20 protein-coding genes are annotated in these 24,367 nt (G+C 66.6%); 11 read left to right on the top strand and 9 right to left on the bottom strand.

The genetic code is table 11. The features are described from left to right. The first annotated feature begins 49 nt into the window (after positions 1-49). Genes HQN78_RS14650 through mdcH form a run of 3 tightly spaced genes read left to right on the top strand, consistent with a single transcriptional unit; the run spans position 50 to position 4,371 of the window. Positions 50-2,830 (top strand): amidase, encoded by a 2,781-nt coding sequence (locus HQN78_RS14650; RefSeq protein ID WP_235084560.1) that lies wholly within the window; start codon positions 50-52, stop codon positions 2,828-2,830. Beyond that, positions 2,831-3,460, top strand: coding sequence for a malonate decarboxylase holo-ACP synthase (locus HQN78_RS14645; RefSeq protein ID WP_235084558.1), 630 nt, complete (start codon positions 2,831-2,833; stop codon positions 3,458-3,460). After that, positions 3,457-4,371 (top strand): malonate decarboxylase subunit epsilon, encoded by a 915-nt coding sequence (mdcH, locus tag HQN78_RS14640; RefSeq protein ID WP_235084555.1) that lies wholly within the window; start codon positions 3,457-3,459, stop codon positions 4,369-4,371. The genes HQN78_RS14645 and mdcH overlap by 4 nt, the downstream gene beginning before the upstream one ends. A 67-nt stretch (positions 4,372-4,438) precedes the next feature. Here mdcH and HQN78_RS14635 read toward each other — a convergent pair whose 3' ends face one another. Genes HQN78_RS14635 through HQN78_RS14620 form a run of 4 tightly spaced genes read right to left on the bottom strand, consistent with a single transcriptional unit; the run spans position 4,439 to position 6,401 of the window. Further along, positions 4,439-4,894 (bottom strand): DUF3592 domain-containing protein, encoded by a 456-nt coding sequence (locus tag HQN78_RS14635; protein ID WP_107798059.1) that lies wholly within the window; start codon positions 4,892-4,894, stop codon positions 4,439-4,441. After that, positions 4,891-5,409 (bottom strand): DUF3592 domain-containing protein, encoded by a 519-nt coding sequence (locus tag HQN78_RS14630; RefSeq protein WP_107798060.1) that lies wholly within the window; start codon positions 5,407-5,409, stop codon positions 4,891-4,893. The genes HQN78_RS14635 and HQN78_RS14630 overlap by 4 nt, the downstream gene beginning before the upstream one ends. Positions 5,410-5,416: 7 nt before the next feature. Then, the gene (ruvX, locus tag HQN78_RS14625) at positions 5,417-5,854 is read right to left on the bottom strand and encodes a Holliday junction resolvase RuvX (protein WP_107798061.1); all 438 of its coding nucleotides are present in this window, start codon (positions 5,852-5,854) and stop codon (positions 5,417-5,419) included. After that, positions 5,838-6,401, bottom strand: a complete 564-nt coding sequence (locus HQN78_RS14620; protein ID WP_107798062.1) for a YqgE/AlgH family protein — start codon at positions 6,399-6,401, stop codon at positions 5,838-5,840. The genes ruvX and HQN78_RS14620 overlap by 17 nt, the downstream gene beginning before the upstream one ends. Before the next feature lie 133 nt (positions 6,402-6,534). Here HQN78_RS14620 and smc point away from each other — a divergent pair, with 133 nt between their 5' ends. The 3 genes from smc to HQN78_RS14605 all read left to right on the top strand — a co-directional run bounded on the left by smc (position 6,535) and on the right by HQN78_RS14605 (position 12,417). Then, complete coding sequence (gene smc / locus HQN78_RS14615) at positions 6,535-10,020, top strand: chromosome segregation protein SMC (protein WP_235084552.1); 3,486 nt, start codon at positions 6,535-6,537, stop codon at positions 10,018-10,020. A gap of 334 nt (positions 10,021-10,354) precedes the next feature. Beyond that, entirely contained in the window at positions 10,355-11,731 is a 1,377-nt protein-coding gene (locus tag HQN78_RS14610) for a nitrite extrusion protein (RefSeq protein WP_235084549.1), read from the top strand. A gap of 335 nt (positions 11,732-12,066) precedes the next feature. Beyond that, positions 12,067-12,417 (top strand): energy transducer TonB, encoded by a 351-nt coding sequence (locus HQN78_RS14605; protein ID WP_235084547.1) that lies wholly within the window; start codon positions 12,067-12,069, stop codon positions 12,415-12,417. Positions 12,418-12,524: 107 nt separating this feature from the next. On the opposite strand, the gene HQN78_RS14600 is transcribed toward HQN78_RS14605, so the two are convergent. After that, the gene (locus tag HQN78_RS14600) at positions 12,525-12,992 is read right to left on the bottom strand and encodes a MarR family winged helix-turn-helix transcriptional regulator (RefSeq protein ID WP_019103187.1); all 468 of its coding nucleotides are present in this window, start codon (positions 12,990-12,992) and stop codon (positions 12,525-12,527) included. A gap of 903 nt (positions 12,993-13,895) precedes the next feature. On the opposite strand from HQN78_RS14600, the gene HQN78_RS14595 reads away from it, so the two are divergent. The 5 genes from HQN78_RS14595 (at position 13,896) to HQN78_RS14575 (ending at position 20,478) form a co-directional block, all read left to right on the top strand. Further along, positions 13,896-14,753, top strand: a complete 858-nt coding sequence (locus tag HQN78_RS14595) for a cell division protein ZipA C-terminal FtsZ-binding domain-containing protein (protein ID WP_235084544.1) — start codon at positions 13,896-13,898, stop codon at positions 14,751-14,753. 127 nt (positions 14,754-14,880) lie between these two features. Further along, positions 14,881-17,301, top strand: a complete 2,421-nt coding sequence (ligA, locus tag HQN78_RS14590; protein ID WP_235084541.1) for an NAD-dependent DNA ligase LigA — start codon at positions 14,881-14,883, stop codon at positions 17,299-17,301. 197 nt (positions 17,302-17,498) lie between these two features. After that, positions 17,499-18,926, top strand: a complete 1,428-nt coding sequence (locus tag HQN78_RS14585; RefSeq protein ID WP_235084537.1) for a tetratricopeptide repeat protein — start codon at positions 17,499-17,501, stop codon at positions 18,924-18,926. Positions 18,927-18,998: 72 nt separating this feature from the next. Next, positions 18,999-19,871: a UTP--glucose-1-phosphate uridylyltransferase GalU gene (gene galU, locus HQN78_RS14580; RefSeq protein ID WP_107801619.1), complete on the top strand. Its 873-nt coding sequence runs from the start codon at positions 18,999-19,001 to the stop codon at positions 19,869-19,871. A gap of 64 nt (positions 19,872-19,935) precedes the next feature. Further along, entirely contained in the window at positions 19,936-20,478 is a 543-nt protein-coding gene (locus HQN78_RS14575; RefSeq protein ID WP_019103182.1) for a hypoxanthine-guanine phosphoribosyltransferase, read from the top strand. A gap of 235 nt (positions 20,479-20,713) precedes the next feature. Here HQN78_RS14575 and HQN78_RS14570 read toward each other — a convergent pair whose 3' ends face one another. From HQN78_RS14570 to HQN78_RS14555, 4 genes are read right to left on the bottom strand one after another with little or no spacing between them, the layout of a single operon-like run. Next, positions 20,714-21,529: an ABC transporter ATP-binding protein gene (locus tag HQN78_RS14570; protein WP_107798069.1), complete on the bottom strand. Its 816-nt coding sequence runs from the start codon at positions 21,527-21,529 to the stop codon at positions 20,714-20,716. After that, positions 21,522-22,508 (bottom strand): iron ABC transporter permease, encoded by a 987-nt coding sequence (locus HQN78_RS14565; RefSeq protein ID WP_233246639.1) that lies wholly within the window; start codon positions 22,506-22,508, stop codon positions 21,522-21,524. The genes HQN78_RS14570 and HQN78_RS14565 overlap by 8 nt, the downstream gene beginning before the upstream one ends. Continuing rightward, on the bottom strand, positions 22,505-23,296 hold the full coding sequence (locus HQN78_RS14560) for a hemin ABC transporter substrate-binding protein (RefSeq protein ID WP_235084535.1): 792 nt from the start codon (positions 23,294-23,296) through the stop codon (positions 22,505-22,507). Before HQN78_RS14560 ends, HQN78_RS14565 begins: the two co-directional genes overlap by 4 nt. Beyond that, positions 23,286-24,329, bottom strand: a complete 1,044-nt coding sequence (locus HQN78_RS14555) for a hemin-degrading factor (RefSeq protein ID WP_107798071.1) — start codon at positions 24,327-24,329, stop codon at positions 23,286-23,288. The genes HQN78_RS14560 and HQN78_RS14555 overlap by 11 nt, the downstream gene beginning before the upstream one ends. Between the last annotated feature and the right edge of the window lie 38 nt (positions 24,330-24,367).

The following is a 24,367-nucleotide window of genomic DNA, read 5'->3' as shown; positions in this document are numbered from 1 at the left end:
CGGGCATTGAACAGGTTCTTGGGTACCCACCCGATCGCAGGAGGCTGCTATGTCGCTTGAGACTTCTTCCCGTTCTCGCATTCAACAGGTGGCGGCGGCCATCATAGGCAATGCCTTGGAATGGTACGACTTCATCATCTACGGTTTCATGACCGGAGTGATTTCCAAGCTGTTCTTCCCGGCGGATGGCAATGAATACATCTCCTTGCTGCTTGCCACGGCCACTTTCGGCGCCGGTTTCGTGATGCGGCCGGTGGGCGGGGTGCTGTTGGGCGTCTACGCGGATCGCAAGGGCCGCAAGGCGGCGTTGCAGCTCATCATGGGATTGATGAGCCTGGCCATTCTCATCATTGTGCTGGCGCCGCCTTATGCCGCCATCGGCGTGGCCGCGCCGGCGCTCATTCTGCTGGCGCGCTTGATCCAGGGCTTCGCCACCGGCGGCGAGTACGCCAGTTCCACCGCTTTTCTGGTGGAAATGGCGCCGCCTGGCAAGCGTGGCTTATACGGTTCTTGGCAGTTGTTCGGCCAGTCGCTCGCGGTGCTGACCGGCGCCGCCATGGGCGCGCTGGTCAGCTATGGTTTCACGCCGTCGCAATTGGAGGCTTGGGCTTGGCGCTTGCCCTTTGTCTTTGGCTTGCTGATTGTGCCGGTGGGGCTGTGGATGCGGCGTCATATGGAGGAAACCGAAGCCTTCGTCCACGCCAGCCGCCAGCCGGCCGCCGAGCCGCTCGTGCTGGGCTTGGCCGGCAATATGGGCGGCATGTGGACGACGCTGGCGCTGATCGTGCCGGGCACCGCGGTGTTCTATGTGGTCCTGATCAGCATGCCTGGCTATGCCAGCCGTCAGTTTGGCCTGCCGCTGGAACAGGCTTTCGCGGCCCAGACCGTTGCGGTGGCGGTGCTGACCCTGATGACGCCTTTGTCCGGGTGGTGGTCGGACCGAATTGGACGGCGGCCGATCCTGCTGGGCGCGCAGGGGCTGATGCTGCTGCTGGTCTATCCGCTGTTCTGGTGGCTGGAGCAGACGCCTAGCATTACGCGCTTGCTGGCGGTGCAAGTGATCATGTGCGTGTTGCAAGGCCTGTGCAACGGACCGGTGCCGGCCGCGGTCAGCGAATTGTTCCCGGTCAAGGTGCGCTCCACGGCGATGTCGATTTCCTACAATCTGGCGGTGATGCTGTTTGGCGGTTTCGCGCCCTTCATCGTTACCTTGCTGACCCAGCGCAGCGGCTCCTCATTGGCGCCGGCCTTCTATCTGATGTTCTGTTTGCCAATTGGACTGCTGGGCGCTTACCGGCTGCGCGCGCCGGCCAGAGCGCCGGCATCGAGAGCCGCGGCGCGGCGTCCCCAAGGGAAGGAGCGAGCCGTGTTTAAGATCGAAACGCCTGCGGGCGCGCGGGAGATTGTTGAACTGGACGGCTGCGCGCTGTCCGCGGCGCTGCATGAGCGGCGTGTATCCTGTCAGGAGGCGATGCGGGCTTATCTGCAACAGATTGAAGCCCTGAATCCGGCGGTCAAGGCCGTGGTGTCGCTACAACCCGCCGACGCCCTGCTGGCTGAAGCCGCGCGTTGCGACGCCGAGTTGAGCCGCGGCCACAGCCGTGGCTGGATGCATGGCTTCCCGCTGGCGGTCAAGGACCTGGCCGCCGCGCGCGGTTTGGTCACCAGCATGGGCTCGCCCCTGTATCGCGGCCAGGTGTCCACGCAGGACGACATCATGGTGGAGCGCATGCGCGCGGCGGGGGCCATCATCATCGGCAAGACCAACACGCCGGAGTTCGGTGCCGGCTCCCATACGTACAACCCGGTATTCGGCGCTACCGGCAATGCCTATGATCCGGCGCGCTGCGCCGGCGGCAGCAGCGGCGGCGCGGCGGTGGCCCTGGCTTTGCGCATGCTGCCGGTGGCAGACGGCAGCGACATGATGGGCTCCTTGCGCAACCCGGCGGCGTTCAACAATGTCTTTGGTTTCCGTCCCAGCGCCGGCGCCGCGCCGCTGGGCCCCTCGCCGGAGCTCTACCTTCAGCAACTGGCCACCGTGGGGCCGATGGCGCGGTCGGTGCCAGACCTGCTGGCCCTGCTGCGCATTCAGGCCGGGGCCGACCCGCGCGCGCCGCTGGCCTACGATTCGCCGGATTTGCGGCAGCCGCTGGAGCGTGATCTGCGCGGCGCGCGGCTGGGCTGGCTGGGTGACTACGATGGCTATCTGCCGATGGAAGACGGTGTGCTGGCGCTGTGCCGCGCCGCCCTGGCGGATTTCGACGCGCTGGGTTGCACGGTGACGCCGGCGTCGCCGGCTTTCGACATGAGCGCGCTATGGCAGAGCTGGCAAACCTTGCGCCACTGGTTGGTGGCCGGCAGCTTGGAACACCATTATCGAGATCCGGAGCAGCGGCGCTTGCTGAAGCCGGAACTGCAATGGGAAATCGAGGGGGGACTTGGGTTGAGCGCGTTGGAGGTCTACCAGGCGTCCAAGGTGCGCAGCGATTGGTATCGCGCGATGCTGGCGCTGTTCGAGGACTACGACTACCTGCTGTTGCCTAGCGCCCAGGTGTTTCCGTTCACGCTGGAGCAGCGCTGGCCGGAAGAGATCGCCGGCGTGAAGATGAGCAGCTACCACCGCTGGATGGAAGTCGTGCTGGCCGCCACCATGGCCGGCTTGCCGGCGGTCAGCGTGCCGGTGGGCTTTAATCGGCAAGGGCTGCCGATGGGCATGCAGATCATTGGGCGGCCGCGCGCGGATATGGCGGTGCTGCAACTGGCCCATGGCTATGATCTGCGTACCGCCTGGACCCGACGGCGACCGCCGCCGGCGCTTGGCGTGGTCTGAGTGCCTTGCTGGCAAGCGCATGATCTGCTGCGGGTGGGCGATGCCGCCGGCCTGCGTTTGCCGGCGGAGCGGCCGGACTGGCTGGCAGCGGACCGGCCATTGGCCGATCTGGCGGTGGTGCGGCGCGATGTCCGAGCCGGCGGTGATATTCCTGTGGGCCTGCGCGGTTGGCGGCGGGAGCAGCGGCTGGCGGCCTGGTTGGCCCCGGCGGCGGTGGCGGAACGCTTGAGCCCGGAAAGCCTGCTGGCGAGGTTGGATGATTGGAACGGACCTTGGCCGCCGGCCTTGCTGGCATTGGCCGCGCTGCGGCCCTGGATGGACGCCCGCGGCTGGGCCTGGGGGCCAACGGGCAGTTGCGGTTTCGCGCTAGCCAGCGGTTTGCCGCTGCTGCGAGAGGAGAGTGATCTGGATTTGCTGATCCGGCTGCCGCAGCGGCCTGGCCGGACGCAGCTGGATGATTTGCGTCGCTTGAGTTCATGGCCCGGGTGCCGGCTCGATATCCAGATCGATATCGACCACGGTGGCTTCGCGCTGGCGGAATGGCTGGCGGCGCGCGGTGCGGTGCTGTTGAAGACGGAACAGGGCCCTCGTTTGTTTGGCGACCCCTGGTTGAAGGAGGCGATGTCGTGAGCGTGTTGTTTGCTTTTCCCGGGCAGGGCGCGCAGCGCGCCGGCATGTTGCATTGCTTGCCTGAGCACTCGTCGGTGGCGCAAACCTTGAAGCAAGCGGGCGAAGTCCTGGCCGTCAATCCGCTGACCCTGGATAGCGTGGAGGCTTTGCAGTCCACCCGCGCGGTCCAGCTTTGCCTGCTGATCGCCGGCGTCGCGGCAACGCGTTTGCTGGCGGCTTCAGGCTGGCGGCCGGCGATGGTGGCGGGACTTTCCATTGGCGCTTGGCCGGCGGCGGTGGCGGCGCAGGTGGTGGGTTTCGACGACGCCCTGCGCTTGGTGGCCTTGCGCGGAGAATTGATGCAGACGGCTTTCCCGATGGGCTACGGCATGCTGGCGGTGACCGGATTGAACCAGATGCGGCTGGAAGGCTTGATCGCCGCGATACACTGCGCGGCTACGCCGCTGTATCTGGCGAATCTGAATGGCGATGTCCAGTTTGTGGCCGCCGGACACGGAAATGGCTTGGCGAAACTGGAGACCGCGGCCAAAGCGGCGGGGGCGCGGGCTTGCCAAAGTCTGGAGCTTGGCGTGCCGTCGCACTGCCCGCTGCTGGAGCCGGCGGCTCAGGAGCTGCGGGCCGCTATCGCCAGGGTGGCAATATGCCGGCCGGCGGTGCCCTATCTAAGCGTGAGCCGCGCGCGGCTCTTGTTCGACGCCGAGGCTTTGGCCGATGATCTGGCCTGCAATATGGCGCGACAGCAGCGCTGGACCGATGCGGCGCGCCACGCCTGGGAACGCGGCATGCGGACTTTGTTGGAACTCCCGCCGGGGCGGGTATTAGGCGAGCTGAGTCGCGAGACGTTCCGCGATGGAAAAGTGATGGCTTGCGAAGCCATGGATCTAAGCGCGCTTAGCCCCGCGTATCGATGAGATCGCTGCCTGGATTGATTTCTGGGTGTGCGGGAAGGGCGCTTATGGAGTCGTCAGGAGACGCGCGTCAGCGCCGCAGCAAGAACAGGCCGACAAGGACCACCAGCGCGCCAACGGCCTGGGCCAGCCATGCCGACCAGTGTTTGCCCGGCTCCAGGCAGGCTTCTTCGGGATTCTGCGGGTTGTAGAACACCGGCACGGTTTTGCCCGCCGGATAGCGTTGCACGATCTCTCGCGCCTGCTCGTCGCTGCTGCCGTAGCCGGGGTTGGGGAAGCGCAGCCGCTCGGCGCGGTGGACGCCGTCGGCCACGCGGTATTCGTAGCGCACGATGGCGCGGTATTCCCGACGGTCCGAACTGTCGCCGCCGCGCGCGTGGCGCCAGTCCACTTCGCTGGAGACGATCTTGCCGGCGACGCTGGGCCAGCCGGCGGCTTGCTGGGCCTTGGCGGACTGCTGCCAGAGATAGGCGGAAACGGCCACGCCGATGGCGATGACCAGCAGGGCGATGACTTTTTCGCTCATGGGGCGCGGATGCCTCGGTGAATGCGCCGGCGCGGCAGCGGCAGCTTGGCCCGCAGCCGGTACAGCAGCGCCCAGCCGAACAGCGCGCTCAGCGCCGCCAGGATGAATTTGGCGCTGCCGATATCGCTGTCGCCGCCCTTGATCAGCACGGATTCGGCGGGGCTGCGCGGATTGTAGTAGACGGTGATCGCCTTGCCGGAGGGGAAGCGCCGCGTCAGATCGTCGGCGTTGCTGCGGTCGCCCGGCAGGGCGCCGTCGACGGCGAACAGCCGGTCGCTGTGGTAGACCTGGCCGCGCACCGTGTACAGGTATTGCACATGCGGCTGCCAGTACAGCTGATCGGGATGCTCGTCGCTGGACACCACCAGCATGCGGCTGCTTTCCACGTGGCCCGGCGCGTTGCGCCATTCGCGCAATTGATGGCTGGGCGTCAGCAAGACCGCGATCAAGCCCAGCAGGCTGGCGAGAAAGGCCAGCATCAGCGCGCTGACCCGGGCTTGCGGCGAGAATTTCATGATGGGCTCAGACGGCCTGGCCGGGATGCTCGAACCAGGTTAGCAGAATGGCCTGGGCCGCCACCTGGTCCAGCGCCGGCTTTTGCTTGCGGCCGCGCACGCCGGCTTCTTCCAGCATGGATTCGGCCACCACCGAGGTCAGCCGTTCGTCCACCAGCCACACCGGGAGGCCGTAGCGGCCCTTGAGCCGGTTGGCGAAGCGGCGCGCCAGCTGCGTCATCTGGTGTTCGGTGCCGTCTATGTGCATAGGCAGCCCCACCACCAGCTGCGCCGGCTGCCATTCCGCGATCAAGGCGGCGATGGCGGCGAAGCGCGCGTCGTTGATTTCCGTGTCTATGGTGATGAGCGGGTGGGGAATGCCGAGCAGGGTGTCCCCGACGGCGACGCCGATGCGGCGCTCGCCGAAATCGAATGCCAAAGCACAACCTTCAGGCATGGCCGACATCCGTGGACAAGAGCGAGGGATCGAAGCCCAGCAGCGCCATCGCGGCGTCGTAGCGTTCTTCGCAGGGCAGGCCGAAGATGATGTCCGGCCGGGCCGGCACCGTCAGCCAGCCGTTGTCGGCGATCTCCTGCTCCAGCTGGCCGGCGCTCCAGCCGGAATAGCCCAGGGTGATCAGCATGCGGTCCGGCTGCTTGTGGTTTTCAGACACCGCGATCAACACGTCCTTGGACGTGGTCAGCGCGATGTCGTCGGTGACCAGCAGACTGGATTGCCAATTGCCCACCGGCATGTGCAGCACGAAACCCCGGTCCGGCTGAACCGGTCCGCCGAAGTAGACCGGCTCGGCGCGAAGCGAGTCGCCGTCCAGCGGCAGATCGATCTGATCGAACAACTGCGCCATGGCGATGCCGGAAGGCTTGTTGACGATCAGGCCCATGGCGCCGTGCTCGCCGTGCTCGCAGACGAAGACCAGCGAGCGCGAGAACAGCGGGTCCGCCATATTGGGCATGGCGATCAAGAATTGATTGGACAACGATAGCGGTTCCATGCGGCCATTATGGCATAAGTCGGCGGGCCGGGTAGATGCGGCTGCGCGACGCGCAACAGGTCCGCGCGCGACGCGCGGCGAAGGCGGGCAACTGCTAAAATGCCGATTTTCGCCCAGCCATTGCGAGGACATTTTGCGTCTCACCCACATCAAGCTTGCCGGTTTCAAGTCATTCGTCGACCCCACCAGCATTGCCGTGCCCGGCCAACTGGTGGCGGTGATCGGCCCCAATGGCTGCGGCAAGTCCAATGTGATAGACGCGGTGCGCTGGGTATTGGGCGAATCCTCGGCCAAGCAGCTGCGCGGCGAATCGATGCAGGACGTGATCTTCAACGGTTCGTCCACGCGCAAGCCGGTCAGCCGCGCCTCGGTGGAACTGGTGTTCGACAACGGCGACGGCGCGCTCACCGGCGCCTGGGGCCAGTACGCGGAAGTGTCGATCAAGCGGGTGCTGACCCGCCAGGGCGAATCCAGCTACTTCATCAACAACCAGCAAGTGCGCCGCCGCGACATCACCGATCTGTTCCTGGGCACCGGCGTGGGCGCGCGCGGCTACGCGGTGATCGAGCAGGGCATGATCTCCCGCATCATCGAAGCGCGGCCGGAAGAACTGCGCGCCTATCTGGAAGAGGCCGCCGGCGTGTCCAAGTACAAGGAACGCCGCCGCGAGACCGAACACCGCATCGCGGACACCCGCGCCAATCTGGAACGCATCGCCGACTTGCGGCAAGAGCTGGAACGCCAGGTGGAGCGGCTGTCCGAGCAGGCCGAAGTGGCCGCCCAATACCACGATCTGCGCGGCGCGCTGACGCACAAGCAAAACCTGCTGGCCCTGGCGCGGCGCGAAGAGGCCGCGCGCAACGAGGCGGCGGCGCGCGGGGAACTGGCGCGCATAGAAACCGAGGAAGCGGCGCTGGAGGCCGCGGTCACCCATGTGGAGGCCGAGTCCGAAACCGTGCGCGAAAGCCATTTCGCCGCCAGCGACGAAGTGCACGAGGCGCAGCAGCGCTTGTTCGAGGCCAACGCCCAACTGGCGCGGCTGGAAGAGGCTCAGCGCCATCGCGAGCAGAACCGCGCCCGCGTCGACCGCGAACTGGGCGCCGTGCGCACCGAGCGCCAGGTGCTGGCCGAAAGCCGCGGCCAGGTGAAGGCCGAACTGGACGATTGGCTGCCGCGGCGGGAAGAAGCGCAGATGCGGCTGGAAGAGGCGCAGATGACGCTGGAGGACGGCGCGGACGAACTGCCCACCGCCGAGGCGGAATACCGAGCCATCGAACAACAATTGAACGGATTGACCGCGCAGCAGGCCAAGCTCGGCCGCGATCGCGACCTGGCGCGCCAGAACGGCGAGCATCAGCGCCGCAACCTGGAACAACTGTCCGGCCGGGAAGACGCATTGCGGCGCGAACTGAGCGATCTGAACCTGCCGGACCAAGAGAAGCAACAAGCCGCCGCCACCGAAGCGGAACGCGCGCGCGGCGCGCTGGAAACGGTGCGCAGCCGGCTGGTGGCCGACGAGGCCAAGCAGGCGGACCTGGCGGCCGAGCGGGAAAAACTGGACGAACAACTGGCCGGGCTGCGCAGCGAACAGGCGCGGGCCGAGGCCGAGGCCGCCGCGCTGGCCGGCATGCTGGCGCGCGAGGCGGCCAGCGAACAATTGGACGCCTGGCTGCAGCGCCGCGGCCTGGCCGAGGCGCCGCAGCTGTGGCAAAGCCTGCAGGTGGAGCCCAAGTGGCAGCCGGCGCTGGAGGCGGCGCTGGGCGAGCGCCTGGCCGCGCGCGCCGCCGCGCTGCAAGGAGAACCGCCGCCGGCGGCGCTGGCGCTGGCCGACGGCGCGGCGGCGCGCGATTGGCAGGCCGAGCGTCCGTGGCCGACGTTGCTGCAGCAAGTGCGCGCCGCCCAGCCCTTCCAGGCGGCCTTGCAGGACTGGCTGGCCGGCGTCTACCTGGCCGGCTCGCTGGACGAGGCCTTGGCCATGCGCGGGCAGTTGCCGGCCGGCGCCTGCCTGCTGACGCCGGAGGGCCACCGCGTTTACGCCGCCAGCCTCTGCCTGCACGCCGAAGCCAGCGGCGACGGCCTGATGGCGCGCAAGGCGCTGCTGGAAGCGGCGCAGGCGCGGCTGGACGCCTTGTCGCCGGAAATCGACGCCTTGCAGCGGCGCCGCGAATCCTTGCAAAGCCGCGGCGGCATGCTGGCCGAGGCGGTGCGCGCGCAAAAGGGCGCGCTGACCCGCTTGGAAGCGGAGCTGAACGCGGCGACGCTGGAACACGTCAAGCTGGATCAGGCCGCGCGGCAGGGCGCGGCGCGGCTGGCGGCGATCGAGGCCGAGCGCGGCCGCATCGCCGAAGAGGGCGAACTGGCGCGCCAGAGCATCGCCGAGGCCGAAATGCTGGGCGAAGAGACGGCGCTGACGCTGGAAGAACTGACGGTGCAGCTGGAAGACATGCGCGTGGACCGGCTCAACGCCGAAACCGGCTTGCAACTGGCGCGCAACAAGACCCGCGACGCCGAGCGCATGCTGCACGAGATCAAACTGGAAATGAGCACCGCCGAGCAGAAGGTGGCGGAGCTGGCGCGGCGCGGCCGCGAACTGGACGAGCGCGACCAGCAACTGGCCGAGCGCCTGGAAACCCTGGCCGAAGAGGCCGAGGCGGTGGAGGAGGCGGTGCCGGAGGAGGCCTTGCAACTGGCCCTGGCCGAGCGGGAGCAACGCGAACACAGTCTGGGCGCGGTGCGCGACCGGCTAAACGGCCTGACCGAGAAGCTGCGCGAGCTGACCCATCAACAACAACAAGCCAACGCCGCTTTGCCGGCGCTGCGCGAAGCGCGCTCGGACTGGTTGCTCAAACACCAGGAAGCGCGGCTGGCGATGGAGCGCTTCGCCGAAGAGCTGGCCAGCGCCGGCGCCGACGAAGCCGCGCTGATGGCCGATTTGAGCGAGGCGGTGAAACCGAACGCGTTGGCCGCCGAGATCGCGCGGCTGGCGCGCGCGCTGGAAGGCCTGGGCGCGGTCAACCTGGCCGCGTTGGAAGAACTGGATGAGGCCCGGAAGCGCGGCGATTATCTGGCGGCTCAGTCCGAGGACCTGAATCAGGCGATGGCCACGCTGGAGGAGGCCATCGCCAAGATAGACGGCGAAACCCGCGAAATGCTGCAAGCCACTTACGACGCGGTCAACGCCAAGATGCGCGAATTCTTCCCCACGCTGTTCGGCGGCGGCCGCGCCGAACTGGTGCTGACCGGCGAGGACTTGCTGGACGCCGGCGTGCAGATCATCGCCCAGCCGCCGGGCAAGAAGAACAGCACCATTCACCTGCTGTCCGGCGGCGAAAAGGCGTTGACGGCGATGAGCCTGGTGTTCTCGCTGTTCTCTCTGAATCCCGCGCCGTTCTGCCTGTTGGACGAGGTGGACGCGCCGCTGGACGACGCCAATACCAGCCGCTTCTGCGATCTGGTCAAGCAGATGTCGGAGCGCACGCAGTTTCTCTATATTTCCCATAACCGGCTGACCATGGAAATGGCCGAGCAATTGGTGGGCGTCACCATGCAGGAGCAGGGCGTCAGCCGCATTGTGGCGGTGGACATCGTGGAAGCGTTGAAAATGCGGGAAACCGCCTAATAAGCTGTTTACGATCTGCTGCGCGTCGTGGAGCGTTACACGGTGAGTACCGCTTCGAAATGCTCATGTCGCACTCGTACATTCGGCTTTCTCAGCGGTTTTGGCCTTGCCTCGCCCTCGCTGGCGAGCTTTTGAAAAAGCGCTTGGCGCAATGGCAAAGTCCGCTTGGCGTCGGCCAGGTTTTTGTTAGTCATCGTTTAAACAGGCTGGTGAGGACTATTGTCGTCAGTTACAGTTTGACGGCGCGCAAACCGGGCCGCGCGCGCGGATGGCATACTGCGCAGCTTCCCGACGGCAGCGGCCGTCGGGCGATATCATTGCTGGATGAATGGGCATGACCGTAAGCATCAAGCGTTGGGAACCTGAAAACCCTATCTTCTGGCTGCGCCGCGGGCGGCGCATCGCCAATCGCAATCTCTGGCTGTCCATCCTGTCGCTGCATCTGAACTTCAATATCTGGATGATGTGGAGCATGGTGGTGGTCAATCTGCCGGCGGTCGGATTCGCGCTCAGCAATCAGCAGCAGTTCCTGCTGGTGTCTATCCCGCCGCTGGTCGGCGCCCTGATGCGGCTGCTGTACTCGTGGATCTGGAGCTGGGTGGGCGGCGGCTTGTGGCTGGGCATTTCCACCTTGCTGCTCTTGCTGCCGGCTTTGGGCGTGGCCGCGGTGGTGCAGGACATTTCTACGCCGTTTCCCATCTTGCTGCTGGTGTCCGGTTTGTGCGGCATCGGCGGCGGCGCCAGCGCCTCCCATCTGTCCAATACCAGTTTCTTCTTTCCCAAGGCGGCCAAGGGGCTGGCGATGGGGCTGAACGCTGGCTTGGGGAATCTGGGCGTGTCGGTGGCGCAACTGGCGATTCCGGTGGTCATTCTGCTGCCCTTGTTCGGCGAGGCGGGCGGGCCGCAGATTTGGGGCGTCGGCGGCGTCGTTCACCCGGTGTGGCTGCAGAACGCCGGCTATCTATGGCTGCCCTTCATCGTGATCATCGCGCTGGCCTGCCTGTTGTACGCGCATGATCTGCCCAAGCTGCGCATCACGCCGCATGACCAGCTGGATGCGATGCGCGACCCGCACACCTGGTATATCTGCCTGCTGTACATGGGCAGCTACGGTACTTTCCTCGGCTTCGCCGCCGCCTTTCCCTTGCTGGCGCGCAATATGTTTCCACTGGTCGACGTCACTCCTTACGCCTTCATCGGCCCCATGGTCTGCGCCTTGTCGCGGCCGCTGGGCGGCTGGATGGGCGATCACATCGGCGGCGGCATCGCCACCATGCTCAGCAACGGGGTGATGGCGCTGGCCACCGTCGGCGTCTACCTGAGCATGCCCTCCGCCGGCAACGGCGGTTCGTTCTGGTTGTTCCTCGCCATGTTCCAGCTGATCTTCTTCGCCGCGGGCGTCGGCAATGGTTCTTCCTTCCAGTTGGCGCCCAAGGTCTTTCTTTTGCAGGCCGGCCAAGGGGCCAAGGCCGCCGGCCTGGACATCGCCGAGGCCTATGCGCGCGGCGGCCGCCGCGGCGCGTCGGCGATGAACGTCAGCTCGGTGATGGCGGCCTTCGGCGGTTTCGTGATTCCTAAGTCCTTCGGCAGCGCGCTGGCCGCCTTCGGCAGCTTCCTGCCGGCCTTCGGCATGTTCTTTGTGTTTTATCTGGTGTCCATGCTGGTGGCCTGGTGGCAATACAGCCGGCCGGGCAGCCGGATGCGCTGCTGAGGCGAGCGATGCGCGCGCGGCCTGGATGGGCTTGGGCCTTGCTGGCGTCTTTGCTGCTGCACGCCTTGTTGCTGTTTTGCTGGCGGCCGTTCGCGCCGCGGCCTTCTGCTCGCGCCGCGGTACTGACGCTAAGCCTGCCGGCGCCGCGGGCCGCCGGCGTTCCCGATGGCGTAGGGGCTAGGTCGGAAGCGGCCAAAGCGTCGCCGGCCCCGCGCCGCCAATCACCGCAGCCCAAGCGCCTTCCCATTGCCAAGGCTATTGCGGCGCCGCCGGCTGCGGCCGCGCCGCGGCAGCGTCCATCGTTGCCGACGGCGCTTGGAAGCGGCTCCAGCGTCGTGGAAGGCGAGCCGGCCGGCTCGGCGTCGACGCAAAGCGCTTCCGGCGCGGCAAGGGGCGGCGGACAGGACAGCGTGGCCTTGTATCGCGCCGAATATTTGAACAATCCGCGGCCGGAATATCCGGAGCGGTCGCGGGAGAACGGCGAAGAGGGCACGGTCTTGCTGCGGGTCAGCGTTAGCGCCGCCGGCCGCGCCGGCGAGGTGACGGTGGCGGTCAGCAGCGGCTATCCGCGGCTGGACCGCGCGGCCAAGGCCGCGGTGGAAAGCTGGCGCTTTGCGCCGGCCAAGCGCAATGGCCAGGCGGTGGATTCGGTGTTGACGGTGCCGGTGCGGTTTCAGAGCCCTTGAGCCGCGTGCGCGGCCGGCGCTGAAAACGCAATGGCGGCGAGGGGCGGACCGCATTGCGGGACCGCGCGCCTCGCCGCCGGGTAAGGGCGGTTACGGCTGGAGGAATCCTAAGCCGTGACTTCTTCCTGTTCTTCCAGCGCCAGGCTGAAGCCCTCGCGCAGGCGGCCCAATTCCTGGCAGAAACCGGACAGGTCGTGTTCGCCAAAGCGTTTAAAGGCGATCTGCATATAGTCGATATGAGCGGGGAAGGCCTGGTCGAACAGGCGTTCTCCGTGTTGGGTCAAGGAGACGAACACGCTGCGGCGATCGTTGGGCTGCATGGTGCGGGTAACCAGACCCTTGTCTTCCAGCCGGTCGATGACGCCGGTCAGCGTCCCTTTGGTGATCAACGTGCGGTCGGACAGCTCCTTGCAATTCATGCCTTTGCTGTGGCCCAGCGTGGCGACCACGTCGAATTGCGGCGGAGTCAGGCCCAGCTGACGAATGTGCTGGCTGGCAAACTGTTCGAATGCCTGGTAGGTGCGCGCCAGCTCGTGGACCACCGGAAGGAAACTGGCTTGAGAAGTGTTTTTCATCGATCTATCCCTTGCTTTCCTAAGCAGTGTTTAAGACGATTTGGAATCATTCATTTGCATGAACACGAAATATTCTGGCACGAGATATTTCAGAGCGCCCCTGTCAGAAATGTCATCTACCGGACCTTATGGGCCTGAAAATGACGTTCCGCTTCCATTTGGCTCGCTTGCGGCGGGCCTGACTCGCGGCGCCGAACTGCCGACTGGGGCGGTTCGACGCGGTCCGATGGAACCAGCAGGGGCGATTCGGCATCCAATTCAGGTTGCGAACCCGGTTTGAAGCGCCAAATTGCCCGCATCAGCTATCGCCTCGGCTTGATTTAGGCTGGCGGCAAGGCATTTACGGCTAAATTGCCGCCAAATGGTGCGCAAGCTGAGGCTTTCGTTATAATAACCGTGGTCTATCGCCGTTCTCGACTGGCCGAAACGCCAGATTCGAACGGTTTTGTTGCCGAATACTTAAAGGGAGGCTGTCGGCCTGGCTATTGCCGAAAGACGCCGCATCGCGCATTGAAAGATGCGCCGGCGCGCGGCGAGGGAGCTGCCGACGGCTTCGATTATTCGCCTTAATGCGGACTGGCTGATGAGCGAATTACAGATTGGTGTGTTGATACTGGGCGGCGCGGTGATCGCCCTGGTTTACGGATTCAATGCTTTCCAGGAATGGCGTTTTCGCAAGAAGACTCGCCAGGCCTTCACGCGCGGCCACGACGACGTGTTGCTGGACGTGCCCAAGAACAATGTGCGCGACGGCGTGAAGCAGGACAGGATGGAACCGGTGCTGGTGGACGCCGCGCCGGAGCCGGACGATTACGCCGCCGCTTATTTCGAGCCGCACATCCCGCGGAGCCGGCGCGAGCCGAGACCGAACGCCCGCGCGAAGCGGTTTTCGACGCGGTGCCGGTGGTGGAGGAAGAGGAGGACATCCCGCAGATGGACTCCGCCGATCACCAGGCGCTGGTGGTGGCGATGCTGGATCCGTCGCTGGACTTCATCGCCGAAGTGGTGTTCCACGCGCCGCACGAGCTGGCGGCGATTCCGCGCTTCAACGTGGGCAAGCGCACACAGTTGATCGGCCGCACCGAAAAAGGCCTGTGGAAGCCGGCCGAGGCCTTGCCCGGCACCCGTTACAAGCAGATCAACGTCAGCATGCAGATGGTGGACCGCAGCGGCGCGGTGACCGAACAGGAACTGGCCGGCTTCTGCCAGCAGGTGTCGCGCTTCGCCGAGGAGCACGACGCCGCGGTCAGTTTCCCGCAGCGCCAGCAGAAGCTGGTGGCGGCGCGCGAACTGGACCGCTTCTGCGCCGATGTGGACGTGCTGATCGGCATCAACATCGTGCCGCAGGGGCCGATAGAAGGCACGCGTCTGCGCAGCTTCGCCGAGGCCGCCGGCCTGCAGCTGGAGCCGGACGGCGCCTTCCACTATCTGGCGGACTCCGGCAATACCCTGTATTCGCTGATGGCGGCGGACCAGATGCCGTTCACCTTCCACACCTTGCTGGACAAGTCCTTCCCGGCGCTGACGCTGTTGTTCGACGTGCCGCGCGTGGCCGGCGGCGTCGAGGTGTTCGACCGCGCCGTTTACTTCGCGCGCCAGCTGGCGCAGGAGTTCGACGCCCAATTGGTGGACGACAACCGCCGTCCGCTGTCCGACGCCGGCCTGACCCGCATCCGCGACCAGCTGCTGCACATCTACGGCAGCATGGACGACCGCGGCATCGCCCCCGGCAGCGTGGCCGCTTTGAGACTGTTTGCCTGAAACCGGCGGGAAGCCCTGGTGTCGCCTTGCTGTCCAGCCGCTACACAGGGGTGATAAGCCCGCTCGATAATCCTCCGTTTCCAAGGCCGGCGCCACGCCGGCTTTTTCTGTTTGAGTCCGACTGAACATGACCGCCCAAACTCCGCAACAGCGCGTAGCCGAACTGCATCAACTGCTGAACCGCTACGGCCACGAATACTATGTGCTGGACACCCCCACCGTGCCGGACGCCGAATACGACCGCCTGTTCCGCGAGCTGCAACAACTGGAACAGGAGCATCCGGAACTGGCGAGCGCGGATTCGCCCACCCGCCGCGTCGGCGGCGTGCCGTTGGACGAATTCCAGCAAGTGACCCACAGCGTGCCCATGCTGTCGCTGTCCAACGCGTTTTCCGATATGCAGCTGAGCGAGCGCGAGCAGCGCCATGAAGAGCTGCTGCAGTTCGACGAACGGGTGCGCAAAGGCCTGGATCTTGCCGAGGTGGAGTACGCGACCGAGCCCAAGTTCGACGGCCTGGCGATCTCCCTGCTTTACCGCGACGGCGTGTTGGTTCAGGCGGCCACCCGCGGCGACGGCGTGACCGGCGAGAACGTCACCGAGAACATCCGCACGGTGCGCGCGATTCCGCTGCGGCTGCCGGCCGGCGCGGCCACGCCCGGCCTGCTGGAAGTACGCGGCGAGGTGCTGATGCTGAAGCAGGATTTCGACAAGCTCAACCGCGAGCAGGCGGCGCGCGGGGACAAGACCTTCGCCAATCCGCGCAACGCCGCCGCCGGCAGCTTGCGTCAATTGGATTCGCGCATTACCGCTCAGCGCCGGCTGTCCTTCTTCGCCTACGCCATCGCCCAGGTGGAGGGCGTGGACTGGCCGGCCAGCCACAGCGGGGAAATGGCCTGGTTGCGGGCGCTGGGTTTCCCGGTGGTGGCCGAGGACCTGCGGCCGGTGGTGCGCGGCGTGGACGGCTTGATCGCCTATTACGAACAAGTACAGCAGCGCCGCCCCGGCCTGCCTTTCGATATCGACGGCGTGGTGTACAAAGTCAATCAGCGCGCCTTGCAGGACGAACTGGGCTTTGTGTCGCGCGCGCCGCGCTGGGCCATTGCCCACAAATTCCCGGCCGAGGAAGCCTTGACCCAGGTCGAGGCGATCGAGGAACAGGTGGGCCGCACCGGCGCCATCACCCCGGTGGCGCGGCTGAAGCCGGTGTTCGTCGGCGGCGTCACCGTCACCAACGCCACCTTGCACAATGAGGACGAGGCGAGGCGCAAAGACGTGCGCGTGGGCGACACCGTGATTGTGCGCCGCGCCGGCGACGTGATTCCCGAGGTGGTGTCGGTGGTGATGGAGCGTCGGCCGATGCAGCAGGCAATCGGCGACGACTTGTGCCGCGCCGGCGAAACGCCGCAGTACCCCGCTTATCGCTTGCCGGTGGTCTGTCCGGTATGCGGCAGCCATGTGGTGCGCGAAGAGGGCGAGGCGGTGGCGCGCTGCTCCGGCGGCCTGTCTTGCCGCGCGCAGCGCAGCCAGGCGATCCAGCATTTCGCCGGCCGCCGGATGATGGACATCGACGGTCTGGGCGAACGCTATATCGACAAGCTGGTGGAGTACGACTATGTGCGCGGCGTGGCCGATCTGTACCGGCTGACGCTGGAAGACTTGCTGGAAATGAAGCGCCGCGCCGACGAGGACGAGGACGCGACCCCGGAAACCGTCAAGGCGGGCAAGGTGGCGAGCAAATGGGCGGAAAACCTGATCGAGGCGATCGCCGCCAGCCGGCGGCCGCCGCTGGCGCGGCTGCTGTTCGCGCTGGGCATCCGCCATGTCGGCGAATCCACCGCCAAGACCCTGGCCGATTGGCTGGGGACGATGGCCTTGATCCGTCGTTCCCCGGCGGCCTTGTTCGCCGCGCTGCCGGATATCGGCGGCGTGGTGGCGGAATCGCTGGCGGACTTCTTCGCCGAAGCCAATAACGAAGCCGCGCTGGACGCCTTGTTGAGCCATGTGGCGCCGGCCGACGAGCACGCGCCGTCGCCGCGCCTGGCCGAGCGTCTTCAGCCGGCCGTGCTGCTGGCGCGGCTGGACATTCCGCGTCTGACCGAGGTGCGCAGCCAACAGCTGGCGGCGCAGATCGACGGCCTGGCCGCGCTGGCCGGGCGCGAACGGCGCGCGCTGCTGGATCTGGAGTTGCCGGCCGAGGTGATCAACGCGCTGGCCGATTGGCTGGACCTGCCGGGCAAGCGAGACAGCCTGCGCGCGCTCGCCGCCCTGGTCGACGAGATGCTGGCGGCGCTGCCGGCGCAAGCGGCGGCGGCCGGCGTGCTGGAAGGCAAGACCCTGGTGTTGACCGGCACCTTGCCGACGCTGAGCCGCGACCAGGCCAAGGAATTGATAGAAGCCGCCGGCGGCAAGGTCTCCGGCAGCGTGTCCAAGAAAACCCATTACGTGGTGGCGGGGGCGGAGGCCGGCAGCAAGCTGGCCAAGGCGGAAGAGCTGGGCGTGGCGATTCTGGACGAGGCCGGCTTGCAAGCCTTGCTGGCCGGAGAGTGACTGAAGAGCCTGTAGCCTCGGCGGGAAATGTTTTTTGCCACGGAAGCACACGGAAAAACACGGACCAAACCAGAGGCTGCTGTTATTTTCGTGGATTTCGTGGCTAAAGGGTTTGCCTTCCGTGCCCTTCCGTGCGCTTCCGTGGCTAAATCGGTTTTTGTTTTTCCGTGGCAGGAATTTAAGAAGGAACGGAACAGATGACGGCGGACCAAGCTTTCGAACAAGGCAACCGATTGGCGGCGGAGGGCCGCTGGCGCGAGGCGGAGCAGGCGTTTGATCAATGTCTGAGGCGGAACGCCAAGGATTGGCAGGCGCTGGCCAACCGCGCCAACGCCCGCCTGCGCCAGGGCGACAGCGCGCGCGCGCTGGACGACTACCTGGCCGCCGCCGCGCTCAATCCGCAGTCGGTCAACATCAAGTGCAATCTGGCGGTGCTGCTCAAGGAGCTGGGCGAACTGGAACTGGCGGAAGCGCTGCTGCGCGAGGCCCTGGCGGCGGAGCCCGAGCATGTCGACGCCTGGAGCAATCTGGGCGTGGTCTTGCAACATCGTCTGCAATACCAGGAGGCCATCGCCTGCCATCTGCGCGCCATCGAGCTGGCCGGCGCGAGCCCGGCGCGCTGCAACAACCTGGGCTACGCCTGCACCTGCGCCTTGCTGCTGGACGACGCCATCGCCGTGTTGCAAGGCGGTTTGGAGCTGGACCCGAACGACGCCAATCTGCGCTTCAGCTTGTCCATCGCGCTATTGCTGGCCGGCCGCTACGCCGAGGCCTGGCCGTATTACGAGGCGCGTTGGGACGCCATCCTGCAGCCGCGTCACCGCGAACGGCGCTGGCAGGGCCAGGCGCTGGACGCGTCCGCCTTGCTGCTGTGGGCGGAACAGGGCCTGGGCGACAGCCTGCAGATGGCGCGCTTCCTGCCGCGGCTACGGGCCGAGCATCCGCGGGCGCGCCTGCTGCTGGCCTGCCCCAAAACCTTTCATCGCCTGTTCGCCCAATTCGACGGCGTGGAATTGCTGGAGCCGGAGGCCGCGCCGGCTTTCGATTGGCAACTGCCGCTGATGTCCTTGCCCGGCGCGCTGGGCGTGACGCTGGACAATCTGTCCGGCCAGCCTTATCTGAGCGCGGTGCCGGCGGCCGCGGTCCCGGCGCGCGGCGGCGGCAGGCCGCGCGTCGGCGTGGTGTGGGAAAGCGGGCAATGGGGAGTGGGCAAGGCCGATCACTGGCGCCGCCATAAATCCGTGCCGCCGGAGGACTTCGCCGCTTTGTGCCGGCTGCCCGGCATTGATTTCGTGTCCTTGCAGCCGGGAACGACGCCTTCAGCTTTGCAAGGTTTGTTAGCCGCACCGGCCTTGAACGACTTCGCCGACACTGCCGCCTGGGTGGCGGAGCTGGATCTGGTGATCACCGTCGATACCGCCGTCGCCCATCTGGCCGGCGCGATGGGCAAGCCGGTCTGGGTGTTGATGCGTGCGGAAAGCGCGCCCTTCTTCCTGGCCGCCGGCGAGCGCGCGCCGTGGTACGACTCGATGCGGGTCTGGCGCCAGACCGAGGCCGGCGTCTGGGGGCCGGTGCTGGAAGGCGCGGCGCAGGCGCTGGCTCAGCGTTTTGCCGCCGCTTTGTGAGGCGGGACTTTCACCAGCGGGCCGCGGCGCGGTAGAATGCGCGGCTGTCAACGCTTGTTAACGAGAATGGGCATGAAAAAAATCACGAAAGCGGTCTTCCCCGTCGCCGGGCTGGGCACTCGCTTCCTGCCGGCCACCAAGGCCAGCCCCAAGGAAATGCTGCCGGTGGTGGACAAGCCGCTGATCCAGTACGCGGTGGAAGAGGCGATCGCCGCCGGCATGACCGAGCTGATTTTCATCACCGGCCGCAACAAGCGTTCGATCGAAGACCATTTCGACAAGGCTTACGAGCTGGAAACCGAACTGGAAAACAAGAACAAGCAGAAGCTGCTGGAAACCGTGCAGGGCATCATCCCGCCGTCGGTGTCCTGCATCTTCATCCGTCAGACCGAGGCGCTGGGCCTGGGCCACGCCGTGCTCTGCGCGCGGCCGGTGGTGGGCGACGCGCCGTTCGCGGTGATCCTGGCCGACGACCTGATCGAAGGCGCGCCGGGCGCGATGGAACAAATGGTCAAGCTGTTCGACGAAACCCACACCTCGGTGCTGGGGGTGGAAACCGTGGCGCCGGAGGAGACCGGCTCTTACGGCATCGTCAAGGTGGCGCCGGACGCGCGCGGCCATCAGCAGGTGGAACACATCGTGGAGAAGCCGCGCCCGGAAGCGGCGCCGTCCAATCTGGCGGTGGTGGGCCGTTACATCCTGACCCCGCGTATCTTCGACAAGCTGGTCAACACCACGGCCGGCGCCGGCGGCGAAATCCAGCTGACCGACGGCATCGCGGCGCTGATGAAGGACGAGCCGGTGTTGGCGCTGCCGTTCAAGGGCGTGCGTTACGACTGCGGCTCCAAGCTGGGCTATCTTAAAGCCACGGTCAATTACGGCTTGCAGCATCACGAGGTGGGCGCCGAGTTCGCCGCCTATCTGCGGTCGCTGGCCAAGAACTAATCGTTTTTTCAATCACGCCGCTTGCTTCAAAGCGGCGTTTGCGTGTGTGAATCAAGGAGTCATCATGCCCAATATTGCCGAGGCCCGTGGCCTGATCAACAGCTCCGACGTGCTGTTTACCGCCGAGGAAGTCAGCGCGGCCGTTGACCGCATGGCGGTGGAAATCACCGAGGAACTGGGCGAAACCTATCCGCTGGTCTTGTCCGTGATGGGCGGCGCCGTGGTGTTTACCGGTCAGCTGCTGCCGCGCCTGGCTTTCCCGCTGGACTTCGACTACGTTCACGTGTCCCGCTACGGCGACAAGACCCAGGGCGGCGAACTGGTATGGAAACAGGCGCCCAAGGAAGACGTGCGCGACCGCGTGGTGCTGGTGCTGGACGACATCCTGGACGAAGGCCACACCATGGCGGCGATCCGCGACAAAGTGATGGCCATGGGCGCCAAGGCCTTCTACAGCGGCGTGTTCGCCAACAAGCTGATCAGCAAGGAAAAGCCGATGCTGGCGGACTTCGTCGGCCTGGACGTGCCGGACCGCTACGTGTTCGGCTACGGCATGGACGTGCGCGGCGCCTGGCGCAATCTGCCGGCGATCTACGCGTTGAAATAAGCGCGGCCAGATCGCGAAAAACCCCCGGCTCGCGTCAGCAAGCCGGGGGTTTTTATTTTTGGACCTAGTCTAAGAACGTGTTTCCGATCTCGCGAGCTAAGGCGAGACAAGGCGAGACAAGGCGAAAACGGGCGAAAAAGCGGAATGTACAAGTGGTACATGAGCATTTCGAAGCCAGTTTCAACGCCCTTTACCTATCCATCCCGCCGACGCGCAGCAGACTATGAACAGGCTCTCAGGCGCCGGCCGCCAGCGCCGCGGGCTTCTGCGCCTGCGCCAAGGCGGCGTTGACCTGCCAGTCGTTGCCGTTGCGCTGCAAACGCACCGGCCAGCGGTAGACCGCCAGCAGCCGCTCCGGCGTCAGCACCTGTTCCGGCGCGCCGGCCACCACCAACCGGCCCTGTTCCAGCAAGGCCACGTGGTCGGCGTAGCTGGCCGCCAGCGCCAGGTCGTGCAAGACCTGCACCACGGTGCGGCCCTGGCGCGACAATTCCAGCAGCAGTTGCTGCAAGCGGTGCTGGTGACGCAAGTCCAGGTGATTGGTGGGTTCGTCCAGCAGCAGCACCGGCGCCTGCTGCGCCAAGGCGCGGGCGATGGCAGCGCGCTGGCGCTCGCCGCCGGACAGCTGGTCCAGCCGCTTGTCGGCGTAATCGTCCAGCTCCACCGTGCCCAAGGCGTCCGCCACCGCGCTCTTGTCCTCCACCCGCGGCTGCGAGAAGGCGCCGAGGTAGGGCACGCGGCCCAGCATCACGAATTCGCGCACCGTCAGCGGAATGCCGGCCGGTATGTGTTGCGGCACCCAGGCGATGCGGCGCGCGCGCACCGCCGGCTCCATGCGGCCGACGCATTGTCCGGCCAGGCGCACCGCGCCGGCGCCGGGCGTGTTCAAACCGGCCAGCAGCCGCATCAGCGTGGTCTTGCCGGCGCCGTTGGGGCCCAGCAGCGCGCTGACCCGGCCGGTGGGCAAGTCCAGGTTGATGTCGTCCAGAATCCGCTTGCCGCCGATGTCGTAGGCCAGCTGGCGCACGCACAGGGTAGTGGTATCAGCCATTGATCAGACTCCTTTGTTGCCGCCGGAACAGCCATACGAAGAACGGCGGTCCGGCGAAGGCCGCCATTAAGCCCACCGGCAGATCGATGGGCCAGGCGATGGTGCGCGCCAGCGTGTCCACCGCCAGCAGGAATAAGGCGCCGGCCCAGGCCGACAGCAGGATCAGCCGGCGGCGGCAGCCGCCCAGCAGCAGCGCCAGCGCGTTGGGAATCATCATGCCGACAAAGCCGATCACCCCGGACAGCGCCACCGCGCCGCCGGTGGCCAGCGCCGCGCCGACGGCGGTGAGCCGGCGGGTGCGGCGCACATCGATGCCCAGCGAGCGGGCGGCGTCTTCGCCCAGCAGCAGGCAGTCCAGATCGCGGCCCACGGCGATCAGGATCAGCAAGCCCAGGCCGGCCACGCCCAGGCAGGCCAGCAGCCGTTCCGACGAGGCCGACGACAGATTGCCGGCCAGCCAGCTGGTGGCGGCGCGCAGCGTCAGGTCGTCGGACATGAAAATCATCAGGCTGGTGATGGCGCCGCAGAAGGCGCCCACCACCAGGCCCATCAGCAGCAGGCCGGCCAGGCCGCCGCGCACCAGCCGCGACAGCAATAGAATCAGCCAGGTGGCCAGCAGGCCGCCGCCGAAGGCGGCCAGCGGCAAGGACAGGCCGGCGGCGCCGATGGCCAGCATGCTGACCACGGCCAGCGCCGCGCCGCTGGACGTGCCGATCAGGCCGGGGTCGGCCAGCGGATTGCGAAACAACGCTTGCAAGGCCGCGCCGCTGGCGGCCAGCGCCGCGCCCACGCCCAGCGCCGCGGCGATGCGCGGCAGCCGCAGCTGGGTCAGCAGCGGATCGCTGAAGTCCGGCCAGGCGAGGCCGCTGCCGCCGCTGGACAAGGCCAGCAGCGGCAACAGCAGGCTGGCGGCGATCAGACCCAGCAGCAGCCAGCGGCCGCGATTGGGCGCGGCGGCTTCCATGCTCAGCGCGCTCACATCTTCACCATCTGCTCGACCACCGCCGGGCTGTTCAGTCCCACCATCATCGCGTCCTTGGCCGGCAACAGGTAGATGCGGCCCTGCTTGCCGGCCGGCGTGGAGGCGATTTCCGGCCGTTTGGCGAAGACCTCCTTGCCGCCGTGCACCGCGCCGGTGTGGCTGCCCAGAATGATCACGTCCGGTTGCAGGCTTTGCCAGGCGTCGCGCGCCATCGGCTTGAAGCCGGACAGCTGGCTGGCGACGTTGACGCCGCCGGCGGCGCGGATCAGGGTGTCGGCGGCGGTGTCGCGGCCGGCCACCAGCTGACCGTCGTAGCTGACCAGATAGCGCACGCCGCGCGCCGGGCGCGGCGTCATCTCGCGCTGCCAGCGGCTGGCCAGTTGCTGGGCGTTGGCGTCGCGGCCCAAGAGCTGTCCCACTTTGCGGATCGCGTCGGCGAAGTCCGCGCCGTCCTCGCGGCGCGTCACTTCCTCGGCGCGCACCTGCAATTGGCGCAGCTGGGTCCACACCGTCGGCGGTTGCGCCTCGGCGCTGCCCAGCACCAGGGTGGGCTTGAGCCGGGCGATGGTTTCGGCGTTCAGCGCGCGGGAAAAGCCCACCACCTGGGCCTGAGCCAGCGCCGGCGACTTGCTGGAGCGGTCACGGCCGACGACTTCCTTGCCGGCGTCCAGCGCCACCACGATGTCGGCGATGTCGGGGGTCATCACCACGATGCGTTGCGCCGCCCAGGCGGGCAGCGCGGCGGCCAGGCCCAGCAGGGCGGCGAAGGCGAATTTAGGCGACATCGGCGCGCTCCAGTGCCGGCAGCTCGCCCAGCAGCTTGATCCATTCCACGCGTTCCGCCTGGCCCGGCTTGCGCTCGCCGAAGAAGGTGGCCAGCGACAAGCCCTTGTCGTCGAACAGTTCCAGCGAGGTCACCACGCCGTGATCGCCCGGCTTGCGGGTGACCCAGGCTTCGGCGATCAGATCGGTGCGCAGATGCAGGTTGAAGTGCGGGTCCAGCACATTGAGCCAGTTGCCGACGATCTGCACATTGCGCACCGGACCGGTGTGAATCTGGATCATGCCGCGGTTGCCGGCGAACACCATGATAGGGGCTTCGATATGGGCGGCGCGGCGCAGCAGCTGCTCCACCGCTTCCGGCAGCACGCGCCAGGCCTGGCCTTCCGGCGCCAGGCGGAAGCCCTGCTGCCGGGACACGCCCCAGCGGCGCAGGAAGGGATGGAAGGCGTGCACGTCCTGCAGGCTCTGCCATTCCTGTTGGAAGCCGGCCTTGTCGATGGCCTCGTCGTCCAGCTCCTTCGCTTCGGCTTCCTGCGGGTCTATGCTCAGCGCGGCCTTGGGCGCGGAGAAGGTCTCCACCAGGCGCTGGTAGGCCGCCGCATCGCTATTGGCGGTCAGATAGATCTTGTGCACCGCCTCGCCGAAACGGTCGAAGAACTGCAAGCTGCGCTGCTCGCCGCGCGCGCCGGCCGTGGTGACGGCGAAGGCGTGCTGCCAATGGAACAGGAAGATGCGCAGGTCGATGACCGGGTTGATGGCCAGGCCGATCTTGCCGTCGATCTGCACATTGCGGTAATCGCCGGTGGTTTCGTGCACGCAGGCGTGATTGCGCGTCAGCGCCATCACCGGGCCCAGCTGGGCGATCTGGCCCAGGATGTCGTTCCAATGCGGTTGCAGGGCCTGGCTGGCCGGGTCCGCGGCCACCAGTTCGGCCTCGCTGACGCCCAGGGCGTCGGCGGCGTCGCGCACGCGCAGTTTCGGCTGGCTGGCTTTCAGGATTTGGTAACGATCCCACAGCTGGCTGAAGTCGGTCATGTTTGGATTCTCCTTGGAACGATCAAAAACGGGCGCCC

This window comes from Chromobacterium sp. Beijing (genome assembly GCF_021496765.1).
GTDB lineage: Bacteria > Pseudomonadota > Gammaproteobacteria > Burkholderiales > Chromobacteriaceae > Chromobacterium.
This window is presented reverse-complemented; position numbering and strand designations above follow the sequence as displayed.